At 73.3% G+C, this 15677-nt stretch carries 15 protein-coding genes; 10 read left to right on the forward strand and 5 right to left on the reverse strand.

Translation table 11 applies throughout. The features are described 5' to 3' along the window. Positions 1–135: 135 nt before the first annotated feature. The 3 genes from ABT093_RS13990 to ABT093_RS14000 are packed head-to-tail and all read left to right on the forward strand — an operon-like array spanning position 136 to position 2476. Positions 136–1227, forward strand: coding sequence for a PhlD (locus ABT093_RS13990; RefSeq protein WP_350563925.1), 1092 nt, complete (start codon positions 136–138; stop codon positions 1225–1227). A gap of 41 nt (positions 1228–1268) precedes the next feature. Next, positions 1269–1901, forward strand: a complete 633-nt coding sequence (locus tag ABT093_RS13995; protein ID WP_350563928.1) for an AAA family ATPase — start codon at positions 1269–1271, stop codon at positions 1899–1901. 17 nt (positions 1902–1918) lie between these two features. Further along, positions 1919–2476, forward strand: a complete 558-nt coding sequence (locus ABT093_RS14000; RefSeq protein ID WP_350563930.1) for an AAA family ATPase — start codon at positions 1919–1921, stop codon at positions 2474–2476. On the opposite strand, the gene ABT093_RS14005 is transcribed toward ABT093_RS14000, so the two are convergent. Next, the gene (locus ABT093_RS14005) at positions 2477–3052 is read right to left on the reverse strand and encodes a TetR/AcrR family transcriptional regulator (protein ID WP_350563931.1); all 576 of its coding nucleotides are present in this window, start codon (positions 3050–3052) and stop codon (positions 2477–2479) included. A gap of 120 nt (positions 3053–3172) precedes the next feature. Between ABT093_RS14005 and ABT093_RS14010 the strand changes: the two genes are divergently transcribed. Then, positions 3173–3769, forward strand: coding sequence for a dihydrofolate reductase family protein (locus ABT093_RS14010; protein ID WP_350563933.1), 597 nt, complete (start codon positions 3173–3175; stop codon positions 3767–3769). Here ABT093_RS14010 and ABT093_RS14015 read toward each other — a convergent pair. Next, positions 3723–4772, reverse strand: coding sequence for an EamA family transporter (locus ABT093_RS14015; RefSeq protein ID WP_350563935.1), 1050 nt, complete (start codon positions 4770–4772; stop codon positions 3723–3725). The two genes, ABT093_RS14010 and ABT093_RS14015, sit on opposite strands and share 47 nt — an antisense overlap. 131 nt (positions 4773–4903) lie before the next feature. Here ABT093_RS14015 and ABT093_RS14020 point away from each other — a divergent pair, with 131 nt between their 5' ends. Continuing rightward, complete coding sequence (locus ABT093_RS14020) at positions 4904–5320, forward strand: gamma-glutamylcyclotransferase family protein (protein ID WP_350563936.1); 417 nt, start codon at positions 4904–4906, stop codon at positions 5318–5320. A gap of 72 nt (positions 5321–5392) precedes the next feature. Here ABT093_RS14020 and ABT093_RS14025 read toward each other — a convergent pair whose 3' ends face one another. Beyond that, entirely contained in the window at positions 5393–6853 is a 1461-nt protein-coding gene (locus tag ABT093_RS14025) for a catalase (RefSeq protein ID WP_350563937.1), read from the reverse strand. Positions 6854–7012: 159 nt separating this feature from the next. Between ABT093_RS14025 and cbiE the strand changes: the two genes are divergently transcribed. From cbiE to ABT093_RS14050, 5 genes are all read left to right on the forward strand, one after another. Next, positions 7013–8284, forward strand: a complete 1272-nt coding sequence (gene cbiE, locus ABT093_RS14030; protein ID WP_350563938.1) for a precorrin-6y C5,15-methyltransferase (decarboxylating) subunit CbiE — start codon at positions 7013–7015, stop codon at positions 8282–8284. Then, positions 8281–9042, forward strand: a complete 762-nt coding sequence (gene cobM, locus ABT093_RS14035; protein WP_350563939.1) for a precorrin-4 C(11)-methyltransferase — start codon at positions 8281–8283, stop codon at positions 9040–9042. The genes cbiE and cobM overlap by 4 nt, the downstream gene beginning before the upstream one ends. Further along, positions 9042–9782, forward strand: a complete 741-nt coding sequence (locus ABT093_RS14040) for a cobalt-precorrin-6A reductase (protein WP_350564052.1) — start codon at positions 9042–9044, stop codon at positions 9780–9782. The genes cobM and ABT093_RS14040 overlap by 1 nt, the downstream gene beginning before the upstream one ends. 40 nt (positions 9783–9822) lie before the next feature. After that, entirely contained in the window at positions 9823–10356 is a 534-nt protein-coding gene (locus tag ABT093_RS14045; protein WP_350563940.1) for a DinB family protein, read from the forward strand. Between the two features lie 215 nt (positions 10357–10571). Further along, positions 10572–12728: a hypothetical protein gene (locus ABT093_RS14050; protein ID WP_350563942.1), complete on the forward strand. Its 2157-nt coding sequence runs from the start codon at positions 10572–10574 to the stop codon at positions 12726–12728. Between the two features lie 49 nt (positions 12729–12777). Here the strand turns inward: ABT093_RS14050 and ABT093_RS14055 are convergent, their stop codons facing one another. Continuing rightward, positions 12778–14307 (reverse strand): UDP-N-acetylglucosamine 1-carboxyvinyltransferase, encoded by a 1530-nt coding sequence (locus tag ABT093_RS14055; RefSeq protein WP_350563943.1) that lies wholly within the window; start codon positions 14305–14307, stop codon positions 12778–12780. Positions 14308–14456: 149 nt separating this feature from the next. Beyond that, positions 14457–15587 (reverse strand): cobalt-precorrin-5B (C(1))-methyltransferase, encoded by a 1131-nt coding sequence (locus tag ABT093_RS14060; protein WP_350563945.1) that lies wholly within the window; start codon positions 15585–15587, stop codon positions 14457–14459. Positions 15588–15677: the final 90 nt, after the last annotated feature.

The raw sequence follows: 15677 nt of genomic DNA on the forward strand, positions 1-15677 counted from the left end.
GGATGGTACTCGAATGATCCGCTCCGGCGCGGGCGCTTCGGGGAACCGGCCGGGGGCCGGCGGGTACCGGCCGGTAGCGTGACCGGGCCGTGCCCGGCCGGGCACGGCGCGCACCGCCCGCAAGGAACCATCCGCATGCCCAGCACCACCCCCACTCCCCCCGCTCCCCCCACCGCCCACGTCAGCCGCCCCGCGCTCGCCCTCGGCCCGTACACCGTGACGGCCGAGCGGATCCGCGAGGACATCCTCGCCGGCAACCCGGACTACCCGCCGCGCCAGGCCCAGACCGTCCGGCTGGCCCTCGGCAACCTGCCCGGCACCCGCCGCTACTTCCGCCCCTACGAGATGGTCGCCTCCCCCGGGCGCACCGCCGCCGAGCGCAAGACCACCACCTTCGCCGACCTGCTGGCCGCCGCCGAACGCGCCGCCGGCGAGGCGCTGGCGGACGCCGGCCTACGGCCCGACCGGGTCGACTGCGTGATCGTCTCCAGCGCGACCGGCGACGCCGTCCCCGGGCTGGACGTCCACCTCCAGCAGAACCTCGGCCTGCGCCCGGACGTCAGCCGCCTGCCGATGAGCCAGCTGGCCTGCGCGGGCGGCGCCCATGTGCTGATCGCCGCCCGGCGGTTCCTGGCCTGGAACCCGGCCGGCGTGGTGCTGGTGGTCGCCGCCGAGTCGCTCTCCTCGATGTACCAGCACAGCCGCACCGCGGTGGAGGACCAGATCTACAAGGGCCTGTGGGGTGACGCCGCGGCCGCCGCCGTGGTCACCGCCGAGCCGCGCACGCCCGGGCTGCGGCTGGAGCACTGCTTCGAGTACACCATCCCGCGCACCACCGATCGCTACCGCAAACTGACCGACCACCGCGGCGACCACTTCGCCTCGACCCGGACCTCACTGCGTTCGGTCACCGACCTGGGCCCGGCCCTGCTGGACTGGCTGGACCGGCACGGCGGCCGGGCGCTGGACTTCGGGGTGCTGCACCCCGGCGGTCCGGCGATCCTGGAGCGGCTCGGGGCGCTGCTCGACGTGGACGGCGCCTTTCTGCGGCACTCCCGGGACGTGCTCGCCGAGGAGGGCAACCTGGGCGGCGCGACGGTCTTCTCGGTGCTCGCCCGCACCCACCGCACGCCCCCGCCGCCGGGCTCGCGCGGCCTGGTCCTGGGCCTGGGCCCGGGCGTCACGCTGAGCACCCTCCTCGCCACCTGGTCCGACCCGGCGGGGTGAGGGCCGAGCGGTGCGGGGCGCCGCGGCGTAGGGTGCTGGGCATGCTCCTGTGGATCAACGGCCCGTTCGGCGGCGGCAAGACGCAGGTCTCGCACGAGGTGGCGCGACGGCTGCCCGGCAGCGTCGTCTGCGACCCGGAGGAGGTCGGCTTCGGCCTCCACCGGATGACCCCGAGGCCGCTGCGCGGCGACTTCCGGGACCTGCCGGCCTGGCGCCAGGGCGTGTTCGAGGTCCTGGACCGCACCCTCGCCGCCCACCGGGGCACGGTGATCGTCCCGATGACGGTCACCGAGCCCGGCCACCTCGCCGAGACCGTCGGCCGGCTGCGTGAACGCGGCCACGACGTCCGGCACTTCGCGCTGCTCGCGGAGCGCGAGGAGGTGCTGCGCCGGCTGCGCGAGCGCGGCTTCGGCCGGGCGGTGCAGCTGGTCGCGGGCAAGGAGGCGCCGCTGCGCCGGGAGAGCTTCGCGGTCTCCCGGCTGGACCACTGCCTGGAGCGGCTGAGCGGCGCGGAGTTCGGCGAGCACGTACACACCCACCACCTGAGCGTCTCCCAGGTCGCCGACCACCTCGCCGCCCGCACCGGCCTGACCCTCGCCCCCGACACCGACGGCCCGCTGCGCGCCCGGCTGCGCCGCGCCGCCGTCGGCGCCCGCCACATCCGCTTCGTCTGAGAGGACGGCGGCACACCGTGCGACGATTCGTCCTCACCGGCGCCCCGGGCTCCGGAAAGACCACACTCCTGGAGGAGTTGGCGCGGCGCGGCTTCGAGGTCGTGCGGGAGGCCGCGACCGAGGTGATCGGCCGACGGCAGGCCACCGGGGAGGCGGCGCCGTGGGAGCGGGGCGGCTTCGTGGACGAGGTGGCGGCTCTGCAGCGGGCCCTCGCCCCGGCCGTGGCGGGGCCGTCGGCGGGCGCGCTCCGGTTCCACGACCGCTCCCCGGTGTGCACCGAGGCGCTCAGGATCTTCCTCGGCCTCCCCGCCTCCCCGGCGCTCACCGCGGAACTGGACCGCGTCGAGGCCGAGGCCACCTACCGGCGCGAGGTGTTCTTCGTCCGCGGACTCGGCTTCGTCGAGCGGACGGCCGCACGCCGGATCTCCCTCGCGGACGCGCTCGCCTTCGAGCGGCTGCACGAGGAGGTGTACCGGGCCCGCGGCTACCGGCTGATCGAGGTTCCGGCGGCCACGGTGCCCGAGCGGGCGGACCGGGTCGAGGAGGCGGTCCGGCGGATCGCGGCGGAGGGCTGATCAGGCCTCCGGGACGGTGCGGGCGACCAGGGTGTCGACGAGGGCGGGGAGGGTGTCGGGGCCGAGGACGTCGGGGAGGGTGAGGTGCTCGACGAGCAGGCCGGTCATCGCCAGGTAGAGGGTGACGACGGTCTCGCGGTCGCCGGGGAAGCCCTCGCCCAGGTGGTAGGCGATGTTGGCCTCCAGCTGCTCGCGGATGGTGGTGGTGAGCTGGGTGCGCAGGTCGGGTCGGCGGGTGGCCTCCAGGCGCAGTTCGAGCATCGCGAGGTAGCCGGAGCGCTCGGCGTCGATGCGGCGCAGCAGGTCGTGCATCAGGGCGGTGACCAGGGCCCGGTCGCGGGGCGCGCGCAGCAGGTCGGCGATGACGGCCGGATCGGGGGTGAGCCGGTGGTGGATGTGCCGGGCGGTCTGGTGGAGCAGGTCGTCCCGGCTGGCGAAGTAGTTGGACGCGGTGCCGGCCGGGACGCCGGCCCGGACGTCCACGGCGCGGAAGGTGAGTCCGCGCGCGCCCTGGTCGGCGAGGACGTCGATGGCCGCGTCGGTGAGCGCGACGCGGCGGGCGGGGTTCTGGGCCATCGCTGAAGCTCCCTCAGGAAAACTCTTGCAACCACTACAGTCAAAGTACTATAACTGTCGTAGTTCGCCGGGCGGGACAGCCCGGCGGACCTCGACGACCAACACGTTCCAAGGATGTGGATGCGAAAGCTCACGTACTACGTCGGCGCCACCATCGACGGTTTCATCGCCGCCCCGGACGGCGACTACCAGTTCCTCATGTCGTACGTCGGCGGGGACTACCTCTCCCACATGTGCGCGGAGTACCCGGAGACCCTGCCGACCCCCGGGCGAGCCGCGATGGGAATCGCCGAGGCGCCCAACAAGCGCTTCGACACCGTGGTCATGGGCCGCGGCACCTACGACCCGGGGCTGGCGATCGGCCTCACCAGCCCCTACGCCCACCTGCGGCAGATCGTCTTCTCGCGCAGCCTCACCGAGAGCCCGGACCCCGCGGTGGAGGTCACCCCGGCCGACCCGCTGGAGGTGGTCCGGGAGCTCAAGCGGCAGGACGGCCTCGGCATCTGGCTCTGCGGCGGCGGCGAGCTGGCCGGTGCGCTGCTACCGGAGATCGACGAGCTGGTGATCAAGCAGTACCCGGTGGCGATCGGCGCCGGCGTGCCGCTGTTCCGCGCGGGCTTCGCCCCGCACACCTTCGCGCTCGCCGACTCCCACGCCTTCCCCAACGGGGTCACCGTGCGGACCTACGAGCGGGCGAGCGCCCCGGCGACCGGCTGACGCTCACCACCAGGCAGACGCCCGCGACCACGACCGCCCCGCCCAGCAGGGTGGGGCCGGTCAGCGGCTCGGCCAGCACCACCCAGCCCAGCAGCACGGCCACCACCGGGTTCACGTAGGCGTAGGTGGCGACCAGGGTCAGCGGGGCGGAGCGCAGCAGCCAGGCGTACGCGGTGAAGGCGACCACCGAGCCGAACACCACCAGGCCGCCCAGGGCCAGCCAGGAGCGGACGGAGATGTCGCCGGGACGCAGGCCGTACTGCTCCCCGCGGGCCAGTCCGATCAGCAGATTGCCGAGCCCGCCGGCGAGCATCTGGTAGGCGCTGGAGGCGAACACGCTTCCGGGCATCCGGATCCGCTTGGAGGCGTAGGAGCCGAACGCCCAGCTGACGGTGGCGACGAGGACCGCGATCACCCCGACCGGCGCGATGTCGCCGCCGATCGCCGGGGCGGACAGCACCCCCAGGCCGACCAGTCCGAGCAGCACCCCGGCCAGCTCGGCCGGCCTCGGGCGGTCGCCGCCGGCCGCCGTCAGCAGCACCATCCACAGCGGCACGGCGGCGACCAGCAGGGCGGCCAGGCCCGACGGGATCGAGTTCTCCCCGAGCACCACCAGCCCGTTGCCGCCGGTCAGCAGCAGGCCGCCGACCAGGGCGGCGGAGCCCAGCTGCCGCAGGTCCACCCGCAGGGCGGAGCGCCCGTGGCGGACGGCCACGAACGCCACGAGCAGCAGTCCGGCGGTCAGGAAGCGGGCGGCGGCGGAGAAGAAGGTCGGCATGGTCTCCAGCGCGATGCGGATCGCCAGGTACGTCGAGCCCCACACCACGTAGACCACGGCGAGCGCCACCCACACCGCCATCCCGAGCCGCCCCGCGGCCGGCACGGCGGCGGTCGGCACGGCGTCGACCGGCGCGGCGTCGGCCGGCACGGCGTCGGCCTGCGCGGGCTCCGTCGGCGCGGGCTCCGCGGACGCGGCCGGTATGCGCTCGGCTGGAGCTGTCATGGGTGTCCCCCTCGGACGGTACTGGCAGGTGCACCCGCCATGACAGCGCATCGGACACCCCGCGCGCCACTGGGTATCACCAGACGGGCACCATCGACCGTCGACCAGGCCCCGATCCAGGAGGACCCCACGTGCCCGCGCTGCCCTTCTTCGTCTACGGCACCCTGCTCACCGGGGAGCGCAACCACGCGCGCTTCCTCGCCGGCCGGTGCGCCGGGGTGCGGGCGGCGGCCCTGGAGGGCGCGGCGCTGCACGACGGTCCCGGCTTCCCGTACGCCGTGCCGGACCCCGCGCCGGGGCGGCGGATCACCGGCGAGCTGGTCACCGTCCGCCCGGCCGCCTACCCGGCGGCGCTCGCCGCACTGGACCGGCTGGAGGACTGCCGGCCGGACGGCCTCGGCACCTACGTGCGCGAGCGGCTCGCCGTCCGCACCGAGGACGGCGCGGCGGCGGACGCCTGGGTGTACCTGGCCGGGCCGGCCGTCGCGGCCCGGCTGCGCGCGCACCCGGCGCTCATCGCCTCGGGCGACTGGCGCCGGCGCGGCTGAGGCGCGGGCCCTGCTGGACCCGCGCCCCTGGTACCCGCTGCCGCCCCCGGCGCCGCCACTGCCGCCGGCCGGTCAGCCCTTGCCGACGCCCTTGGCGACCCGGTCGCCCAGCGTCTTGTCGACATTGCGCCAGTACTGCACCGCCCGCTCCAGCACCGGGTCGCTCACCCCGCCCTTGAGGTGCCCGACGATGTTGGAGACCAGCCGGTCGCGCGCCGCGTCGTCCAGCACCTGCCGGACCATGGTGCCCGCCTGTCCCCAGTCGTCGTCCTCGGCGTGCAGCGAGTACGCCTCGCGCACCATGTCGCCCGAGCTGTGCCAGCCGGCCGCCGGGTCGTCGTACGCCTTCGGGTCCGCGGCCGGGCCGCCGTAGGAGTTCGGCGCGTAGGGCGCGCCCGTCCGCGCCGGGTCGAAGCGCATCGGCCCGTCCTTGGCGTAGGAGTGCACCGGCACGTGCGGCCGGTTCGGCGGCAGCTGGGCGTAGTTGGGCCCGATCCGGTACCGGTGGGTGTCCGGGTAGGAGAAGATCCGGCCGAGCAGCATCTTGTCCGGCGAGACGCTGATGCCCGGCACCAGGTTGGCCGGCTCGAAGGCCGCCTGCTCGATGTGGACGAAGTAGTCCTCCGGATTGCGGTTCAGCGTCATCGTCCCGACCCGGATCAGCGGGTAGTCGCCGTGCGGCCAGACCTTGGTCAGGTCGAAGGGGTTGAACCGGTAGCCGGGCGCGTCGTCGAACGGCATGACCTGCACGTGCAGCGTCCAGGACGGCGGGTTGCCGCCGTCGATGGCCTGCCAGAGGTCCTCGCGGTGCAGGTCCGGGTCCGAGCCGGCCAGCCGGTCGGCGTCCTCCTGGGTGAGGAAGTCGACGCCCTGGTCGGTCTTGAAGTGGTACTTCACCCAGAACCGCTCGCCGCTCGCGTTGATCCACAGATAGGTGTGCGAGCTGTACCCGTTCATGTGACGGTAGGACTTCGGGATGCCGCGGTCGCCCATCAGCCAGGTGACCTGGTGGGCGGACTCCGGGGAGAGCGTCCAGAAGTCCCACTGCATGTCGTGGTCGCGCAGACCGTTGTCGGGGCGGCGCTTCTGCGAGCGGATGAAGTCCTGGAACTTGATCGTGTCGCGGACGAAGAAGACCGGCGTGTTGTTGCCGACCAGGTCGTAGTTGCCGTCCTCGGTGTAGAACTTCAGCGCGAAGCCGCGCGGGTCGCGCCAGGTGTCCGGGCTGCCCTGCTCACCGGCCACGGTCGAGAAGCGGGCCAGCATCTCGGTGCGCTTGCCCGGCTGGAACAGGGTCGCCCTGGTGTACCGGCTGACGTCCTCCGTCGTCTCGAAGACGCCGTACGCCCCGGCCCCCTTGGCGTGCACCACCCGCTCCGGCACCCGCTCCCGGTTGAACTGCGCCATCTTCTCGATCAGGTAGTGGTCGTGGAGCAGGATCGGGCCGTCCCTGCCCACCGTGAGCGAGTTGTCGTCGCTCGGCACCGGGATACCGGAGTTGTTGGTGGTGTACGGGACCGCTGACTCGGACATGCTGTCCTCCGTTGCGTGCTCAGGTCCCCCCGGAGGTGTCCCCCGCACGACGCTAACCCCGCGCGACCGGGCACGCACCCTGGCTGATCGCCGGGCGGATACCGCCAGGTAGGCTGCCCGGGCCCCCCGCGTCCACGACCTGCCCCGAGGAGCCCACCGGTGCCCCAGCAGCCACCGCCGATCACCGTCGTCGGGATCGGGGCCGACGGCTGGCCCGGCCTCGCGGGCACCGCCCGCGCCGCGCTGCGCGCCGCCGGAGCCGTCCTCGGCGGCCCCCGCCAGCTCGACCTGCTGCCCGCCGGCGAGGTCACCGCCGAACGGGTGCCCTGGCCCTCCCCGCTGCGCCCGGCCGTCGCCGGACTGCTCGACCGCTACGCCGGCCGCCCGCTCGCCGTGCTGGCCAGCGGCGACCCGATGTTCTACGGCATCGGCCGCACCCTCGCCGAGACCGCGGGCCCCGAACGGCTGCGCGTCCTGCCGCACCCCTCCTCCGTCGCGTACGCCTGCGCCCGGCTCGGCTGGCCGCTGGAGGCCACCGAGGTGGTCAGCCTGGTCGGCCGCCCGCTGGACACCCTGCGGCTCGCCCTCAACCCCGGGCGCCGGCTGCTCGTGCTCAGCGCCGGCGCCGCCACCCCCGCCACCGTCGCCGCGCTGCTCACCGCGGGCGGCCACGGCGCCGCCCGGCTGCGGGTCCTGGAGCAGCTCGGCGGCCCCGGCGAGCGGCAGCTGGACGGGCCCGCCGACGGCTGGCCACACCCGCCCGGCGACCCGCTCAACGTCATCGCCGTCGAGCTGCCCGCCGACGGCCCGCGCACCCCGGTCGTCCCCGGCCTGCCCGACGGCGCCTACGAGAGCGACGGCCAGCTGACCAAGCGGCACGTGCGCGCCGCCACGCTGGCCACCCTGGCGCCGGTCCCCGGCGAACTGCTCTGGGACGTCGGCGGCGGCTCCGGCTCGATCGCGATCGAGTGGCTGCGCGCCCACCGCGACAACCGGGCCGTCACCGTCGAACGCGACCCGGTGCGCGCCGAACGGATCGCCCGCAACGCCGCCGCGCTCGGCGTGCCCCGGCTGCGGGTGGTCACCGGCGCCGCGCCGCAGTCCCTCGCCGGGCTGCCCGCGCCGGACGCGGTGTTCGTCGGCGGCGGGCTCACCGCGCCCGGCCTGCTGGACGCCTGCTGGGCCGCGCTGCCGGCCGGCGGCCGGCTGGTCGCCAACACGGTGACCCTGGAGTCGGAGGCGCTGCTCACCACGTGGTACCGGCGGCACGGCGGCGAGCTGCTGCGGCTCGCGGTGGCGCACGCCGTCCCGGTCGGCGGCTTCACCGGCTGGCGCCAGGCGATGCCGGTCACCCAGTGGTCCGCCGTCAAGCCCGCCGCCGGGCCCGCCGTCTCCCCCGCGCCCCTCACCCCTCAGGAGAACGCCTCGTGACCGTCCACTTCATCGGGGCCGGCCCCGGCGCCGCCGACCTCATCACCCTGCGCGGCCAGCGGATCCTCGCCCGCGCCGAGGTCTGCCTGTACGCCGGCAGCCTGGTGCCGCGCGAGCTGCTGGCCGAGTGCCCGCCCGGCGCCCGGCTGGTCGACACCGCCAACCTCACCCTCGACGAGATCACCGCCGAGCTGGTCCGCGCGCACGCCGCCGGGCAGGAGGTCGCCCGGCTGCACTCCGGAGACCCGTCCGTGTTCAGCGCCGTCGCCGAGCAGATGCGCCGGCTCGACGCGGCCGGGGTGCCGTACGAGGTGGTGCCCGGGGTGCCGGCCTTCGCCGCCGCGGCGGCCGCGCTCAAGCGCGAGCTGACCGTGCCGACCGTCGGCCAGACCGTCATCCTCACCCGGATCGCCAAGCGCGCCACCCCGATGCCGCCGGGCGAGGACCTCGCCACCCTCGGCCGCAGCGGCGCCCTGCTCGTCCTGCACCTGGCCGCCGGGTACGTGGACGACGTGGTCGAGCAGTTGCTGCCGCACTACGGGGCCGACTGCCCGGCGGCCGTGGTCGCGATGGCCAGCCGGCCGGACGAGCTGGTGCTGCGCGGCACCGTCGGGGACATCGCCGGTCAGCTGAAGGCGGCGGGCGTGGTCCGCACCGCGGTGATCATCGTCGGGCGGACGCTGGGCGCCGAGCAGTTCCGCGACAGCCACCTCTACTCCGCGGACCGCGAGCGCCCGCACGGGCCCTGCGGCGCGTGATGGCGCACGTCCTGCTGCTCGGCGGCACCACCGAGGCCCGCGCCCTCGCCGCAGCCCTGGCCGCCGACCGCCCCGCGCTGCGGGTCACCAGCTCGCTCGCCGGGCGGGTCGCCGAGCCCCGGCTGCCCGCCGGCGAGGTGCGGATCGGCGGCTTCGGCGGCCCCGGGGGCCTCGCCGCCTGGCTGCGCGCCGAACGGGTGGACGCGGTGGTGGACGCCACCCACCCGTTCGCCGCCGTGATGTCCCGCAACGCGGCCGAGGCCGCCGCGGCGACCGGCGTGCCGCTGCTCGCCCTGCGCCGCCCCGGCTGGGCGCCGGTGCCCGGCGACCGCTGGCACCGCGTGCCCTCCCTCGACTCGGCGGCGCGGCTGCTGCCGTCCCTCGGCCGGCGGGTGCTGCTCACCAGCGGCCGGCAGGGCATCGGCGCCTTCGCCCACCTGGACGGCCTGCACTTCGTCGCCCGCTCGGTCGACCCGCCGCAGCCGCCGCTGCCGGCCTCGCTCGACGTCCTGCTCGACCGCGGCCCGTTCACCCTGGACGGCGAGCGCGCGCTGCTGCGCGAGCACCGGATCGACGTCGTGGTCACCAAGGACAGCGGCGGCGCGGCCACCGCCCCCAAGCTCACCGCGGCGCGCGAACTCGGCCTGCCCGTGGTGGTCGTGGACCGCCCGCGGCCGCCGGCCGGAGTCCCCGTCGCGGAGAGCGTCGGGGCCGCCCTGGACTGGCTCGCCCCCTTCTAATTCCCGTGCCGGTGGGACCCGTTCCTGTCACCATGGCCGGATGACCGACGCCTACGACCTCGCCGATGCCGCCCGCACCGAGACCCCCCGCTTCGGCGACGAACGCGCCACCCTGACCGCCTTCCTGGACTTCCAGCGCGACACCTTCGCGATGAAGTGCGCCGGGCTGACCACCGACCAGCTCCGCGCCCGCCCCCTGCTCCCCTCCCCGCTCTCCCTGCTCGGCCTGACCCGGCACATCGCCGAGGTCGAGCGCGGCTGGTTCCGCAACGTCCTCAACAACGAGGCCCACCCCGGCTTCTGGAAGCACCCCGACGGCGGCTTCGCCGAGTTCGACGTCGACGACGCCGACCCGGACGAGGCCTTCACCGTCTGGCGCCGCGAGTGCGCCCACGCCCGGGAACTCGTCGCCACCGCCCCGTCGTTGGACGTCCCCGGACACTACCGCGGCCCCGCCGGCGACCAGAGCTGGTCGCTGCGCTGGATCCTCACCCACATGATCGAGGAGTACGCCCGCCACAACGGCCACGCCGACCTCCTCCGCGAACACCTCGACGGCCGCACCGGCGAGTGACCCGGAGCGCGGGCGGATCGGCGAATTCCCCGACAATCGCGGAGGGTCCTGCTCCGGGTACTCATTGTCGACAGGAATCGTTCCCGTCCGAAGCGGATCAACGTGCGACCGCCTTTCCCGCCCGCCCGGGTCTGGAAATCACTCCCGGGCCGGGTGTCCAATAGGAGGAGGAGCGATCCGGCTCCGCCCGAGCCTGCCGCAAGAAGATGATCCCCGTGAGGCAGAAGCACATCGTCGTCACCGGCGATCTGACGATCGATTGGGCACTCAGAGAGAACAGCATGCCGCCGATCAGTGACGCCGAGGACCGGTTACGGACACTGGTCAACGTACGGTGGCTCACCGGCGGCGCGTTCCTGCTCGCCGACATGATCGAGGCGGCCGCCCACGGACCCGTCACCACACATCGGCCCGATAGGCCGCAAGAAGGCGCCCTGAGAGCATTCGACAATCCCTACAACCACTCGTTCGCGATCATCTCCAGATATCCGGTGGAGCCGGTCGAGAACGAGGACCAGCACTGGCGCGTCAAGGAATACCTCGGCTTCGGATCGGACGCCGTCGACATCAACCCGCTGCTTCCCGAACGGTTCTACCAGGGAATCGATGTCCGGGCTGCGCCCGACATCATCGTGCTCGACGACTCCGCCCTGGGCTATCGGGACACTTGGAAGGACGGTCCACCCGGCGACGACCTCCTCCCGGGCCTGAGGAGCAAGGACCGCGGGCCGTGGCTCCTGCTCAAGATGAGCCACCGCATCGCCGAAGGTGAGATCTGGTCGTACTTCAACAAGCGCCTGCGCGACCAGAACGACACCTTGGCCAGCCGCTTCATCGCGGTCACCTCGGCGTCGCGGCTGCGGGACGCCGGGGCCGGCATCAGCCGAGACATCTCATGGGAGCGGTCCGTCCGGGACACCGCCTTGGAACTCCAACTCCACAAACGGCTCCAAGCGCTGTCGAACTGCCGTCTGCTCATCGTCTCCTTCGGGCCGTCCGGCGCGCTGCTGATCGACCGGACCGAGGCTTCCGGCCCGAGCTACACCCTCGTGTTCGACCGGGAACGGACGGAGCGTTCCTGGCGGCGGAAGAACGGCCAGGGAACCATGTTCGGCTACGGGAGCGCGCTCTGCGGCGCGGTGGCAGCCGAACTCGCCAGGTCGGCCGACCGGCCGAAGCTCGTCCGGGCCATGCGCTCGGGGCTCTCCGCGATGCAGTCGATGTACGACCAGGGATTCGACCTCGGGGACGACCACCGGGATGGGAGCAACGAATTCCACTGCCCCACCTCGAAGATATTCGAACCAGCGTCCGCCAAGGCCAAGGACGGCCCGCGACTCGCCACGGCGAAGAACATTTCCATCACCCGGAGCCCGAGCGACTCGCTGTCGTTCCTCCGCCTGGACAGCAGAAGGCTGAAGGATCCCAAATCCGCCGACCTGCCCAAACGTGTCGCCACGATGGGGGACCAGGTTCTGGAGAATGTTCCGGTAGGGCGGTTCGGGAAGCTCACGGTGGTCGACCGCCGAGAGATCGAGGGCCTGCACGCGATCCGCAACATCATCGCCAGGTATCGCGACGGGCTCAGGTTCGGCCAGCAGCCACTGGCCCTGGCGGTCTTCGGCGCCCCCGGCTCCGGGAAGTCGTTCGCCGTCAAGCAGCTGGTGGAGAGTGAGATATCCGGACACGACAAGGCGTCGATCAAGTTCCTCGAATTCAACCTGTCACAGTTCGGAGGGCCGTCGGACCTCGTGGGCGCGTTGCACCGGGTTCGCGACACCGCCCTGGCCGGAGACCTCCCGGTCGCCTTCTGGGACGAGTTCGACACGAAGCTCGACGGAAGCCGTCTCGGCTGGCTGAGGCACTTCCTCTCCCCCATCCAGGACGGCAGTTTCCGGCAGAAGGGAACCGTCCACCGGGTCGGCCCCTGCATCTTCGTGTTCGGTGGCGGCACCTTCCACAGCTTCGCCGACTTCAGCAGAGCCGCCCCGGAGGCCGAACGGGAGCTCAAGGTTCCCGACTTCCTCAGTCGCCTGCGCGGCTACATCGACATCGCGGGGGTCAATCCGGAGCCGGAGGACTCCTCCTACCTGATCCGGCGCGCCCTGGTCCTCCATGCGCTCTTCACCGCGCAGGCGATCGCGCGGAAGGAGAACAGCTGCAAGGAATTCGACGTCGACCCCGGAATCCTGGAGGCCCTGCTCAAGGTTCCGACGTACCGCCACGGAGTCCGGTCCATAAGGAGCATCGTGGAGATGAGCACGACCAGCCCCGGGCGCCCCTTCCTCCCGGCCGACCTGCCGCCGAAGTCCATCCTCAACCTGCACGTCGACGGCGACCTGTTCCTGAAGCTGGCCCGGGGCGACCGCTGAGCGTGCCCGGCCCTGGAAGTCCGGGGCCGGGCACGGTGCGGATCCGGGCTCAGATGTCGCGGAAGGTCTCGATCTGGGCGCCGATGGAGTTGAGGCGCTCGGCGAGGTCCTCGTAGCCGCGGTTGATGACGTAGACGTTGCGCAGCACCGAGGTGCCCTTGGCGGCGAGCATCGCGAGGAGGATGACGACGGCGGGGCGCAGGGCGGGCGGGCAGACCATCTCGGCGGCGCGCCAGCGGGTGGGGCCCTGGACGAGGACGCGGTGCGGGTCGAGGAGCTTGATGTCCGCGCCGAGCCGGGTGAGTTCGGTGAGGTAGATGGCGCGGTTGTCGTAGACCCAGTCGTGGATCATCGTGGTGCCGTGGGCGGCCGCGGCGATGGCGGCGAAGAACGGCACGTTGTCGATGTTGATGCCGGGGAAGGGCATCGGGTGGATGGTGTCGATCGGCGCGCTGAGCTTGGAGGGGCGCACGGTGAGGTCGACCAGCCGGGTGCGGCCGTTGTGGGCGCGGTACTCGGGGGTGCGGTCGTAGTCGAGGCCCATGCCCTCCAGCACGGCGAGCTCGATCTCCAGGAACTCGATCGGCACCCGGCGCACGGTCAGCTCGGAGGAGGTGACGACGGCGGCGGCGAGCAGGCTCATCGCCTCGACCGGGTCCTCGGCCGGGGTGTAGTCGACGTCGCAGGTGATCTCGGCGACGCCGTGCACGGTGAGGGTGGTGGTGCCGATGCCCTCGATCCTGACGCCCAGCTTCTCCAGGAAGAAGCAGAGGTCCTGGACCATGTAGTTGGGCGAGGCGTTGCGGATGACGCTGACGCCGTCGTGGCGGGCGGCGGCGAGCAGGGCGTTCTCGGTGACGGTGTCCCCGCGCTCGGTCAGCACGATCGGGCGGTCCATCGGGACGCCGGGCTGGACGGAGGCGTGGTAGGCGCCGCCGGTGGTGGCGACCTCCAGGCCGAACCGGCGCAGCGCGGTGAGGTGCGGCTGGACGGTGCGGGTGCCGAGGTCGCAGCCGCCGGCGTAGGGGATGGCGAAGCTGTCGGCGCGGTGCATCAGCGGGCCGAGGAACATCAGGACGCTGCGGGTGCGGCGGGCGGCCTCGACGTCCATGCCGGCGAGGTCGAGCTCGGCGGGCGGGGTGAGTTCGAGGTCGCGGCCGTCGTTGGTCCAGCGGCTCTTGACGCCGATGCTGGTGAGCACTTCGAGGATGCGGTAGACCTCCTCGATGCGGGCGACGCTGCGCAGGGTGGTGCGGCCGGTGGTCAGCAGCGAGGCGCAGAGGATGGCGACGCACGCGTTCTTGCTGCTGCGGACGTCGATCGCGCCGGCGAGGGTGGTGCCACCGGCGACCCGAAGGTGCATCGGGCCGGCGTAGCCGAGGGAGACGATCTCGCTGTCGAGCGCTTCGCCGATGCGGGCGATCATCTCAAGGCTGACGTTCTGCTTGCCCTGTTCGATGCGGTTGACCGCGCTCTGGCTGGTGCCGAGGGCCTCGCCGAGCTGGGCCTGGGACCAGCCGCGGTGCTGACGCGCGGTACGGATGAGGGTGCCGATACGGGTGAGGTAGTCGCCTGTCACTCGCCAGACCATATCTCATGACTGAGATAGCGACAGAACCGCCCCCCGGCGTGGCGTAACTTTTGTCCGTTTCTCACCCCGTATGAGCGTCAGATCTTCACATCATGGCGAAGGTCCTGGGACACGTCTGAGACGGAACGCGGCCCGTTTCAGGGCCCGAGCGGCTCCGCCCGGCCGACGATCGTCCCGGCCCGGTCGATGCAGATGACGTCCACCGCGACCGGCGAACCGACCAGCACCCCGAGCGCGGTGGCCCGCGCCGCCTCGGCCACCAGGTCGCCCAGCGGCACCCCGGCCGCCCGGCAGAGCTGGATCGCCTCCAGCGCGGTGTTGGCCGCCGCGACCGCCGCCGTCAGCTCCTCGTCCGCGCCGCCCTCGCGGGCGAGCCGGGCCAGGTAACCCTTGTCCACCTGGGAGCGCGCCGAGTGCAGGTCGAGGTGGCCGGCGGCGAGCTTGGAGAGCTTGGCGAAGCCGCCGGCGATGGTCAGACGCGGCACCGGGTGGCGCTTGAGGTACTTGAGCACCGCCCCCGCGAAGTCGCCCATGTCGAGCAGCGCGTCCTCGGGCAGGCCGTGCACGGCGACGGCCACCTTCTCCGAGGTCGAGCCGGTGCAGCCGGCCACATGGGTGCGGCCGGCGGCCCGCGCCACGTCCACCCCGCGCCGGATCGAGTCGATCCACGCGGAGCAGGAGTAGGGGACGACCACGCCGGTGGTGCCGAGGATGGAGAGCCCGCCGAGGATGCCGAGCCGGGGGTTCCAGGTCGAGCGGGCGATCTCCTCGCCGTGGTCGACGGAGATCTCCACCACCACGTCCCCGCTGCCGCCGCACTCGGCGGCCACCTCGGCGACCGCGTCCCGGATCAGCTGCCGGGGCACCGGGTTGACGGCCGGCTCGCCGACCGCCAGCGGCAGCCCGGCCTTGGTGACCGTGCCCACCCCGGGCCCGGCCCGGAACACCACGCCCGCGCCCGGCTCCCCCGCCCACACCGTGGAGCGCACCAGCGCGCCGTGCGTCACGTCGGGGTCGTCCCCGGCGTCCTTCACCACCCCGGCCATCGCCCGCGGCCCGCCGGGCCCCTCGCCGAACCCCTCCACCGCGAGCGCGAACGCCGGCCGCTGCCCCTTCGGCAGCACGATCTCCACCGGATCCGGGAACTCCCCCGTCAGCAGCGCCCGGTACGCCGCCTTGGTCGCCGCCGTGGCGCACGCCCCGGTCGTCCAGCCGTGCCGCAGCCCACTGCTCCGCAGCTGCCCGGCCCGCCCACCGACCTCACCCATGCCGCACCATTCTCCCAGTCCCTACCACGTCGGATCTCTTCAGACCTCATGTTCGCCTGCGGGGCCGGGTCGCCACCACGCGGGTCGGCT

It is taken from the genome of Kitasatospora sp. NPDC002551, from assembly GCF_040296005.1.
GTDB lineage: Bacteria > Actinomycetota > Actinomycetes > Streptomycetales > Streptomycetaceae > Kitasatospora.

Bases quoted from the DNA above. Each gene is read 5' to 3' on its own strand.
- ABT093_RS14060 (WP_350563945.1), bottom strand. From the start codon at position 15,587: ATGGGTGAGGTCGGTGGGCGGGCCGGGCAGCTGCGGAGCAGTGGGCTG.
- ABT093_RS14040 (WP_350564052.1), top strand. From the start codon at position 9,042: ATGGCGCACGTCCTGCTGCTCGGCGGCACCACCGAGGCCCGCGCCCTC.
- ABT093_RS14025 (WP_350563937.1), bottom strand. From the start codon at position 6,853: ATGTCCGAGTCAGCGGTCCCGTACACCACCAACAACTCCGGTATCCCG.
- ABT093_RS13995 (WP_350563928.1), top strand. From the start codon at position 1,269: ATGCTCCTGTGGATCAACGGCCCGTTCGGCGGCGGCAAGACGCAGGTC.
- ABT093_RS14045 (WP_350563940.1), top strand. From the start codon at position 9,823: ATGACCGACGCCTACGACCTCGCCGATGCCGCCCGCACCGAGACCCCC.
- ABT093_RS14005 (WP_350563931.1), bottom strand. From the start codon at position 3,052: ATGGCCCAGAACCCCGCCCGCCGCGTCGCGCTCACCGACGCGGCCATC.
- ABT093_RS14015 (WP_350563935.1), bottom strand. From the start codon at position 4,772: ATGACAGCTCCAGCCGAGCGCATACCGGCCGCGTCCGCGGAGCCCGCG.
- ABT093_RS14010 (WP_350563933.1), top strand. From the start codon at position 3,173: ATGCGAAAGCTCACGTACTACGTCGGCGCCACCATCGACGGTTTCATC.
- ABT093_RS13990 (WP_350563925.1), top strand. From the start codon at position 136: ATGCCCAGCACCACCCCCACTCCCCCCGCTCCCCCCACCGCCCACGTC.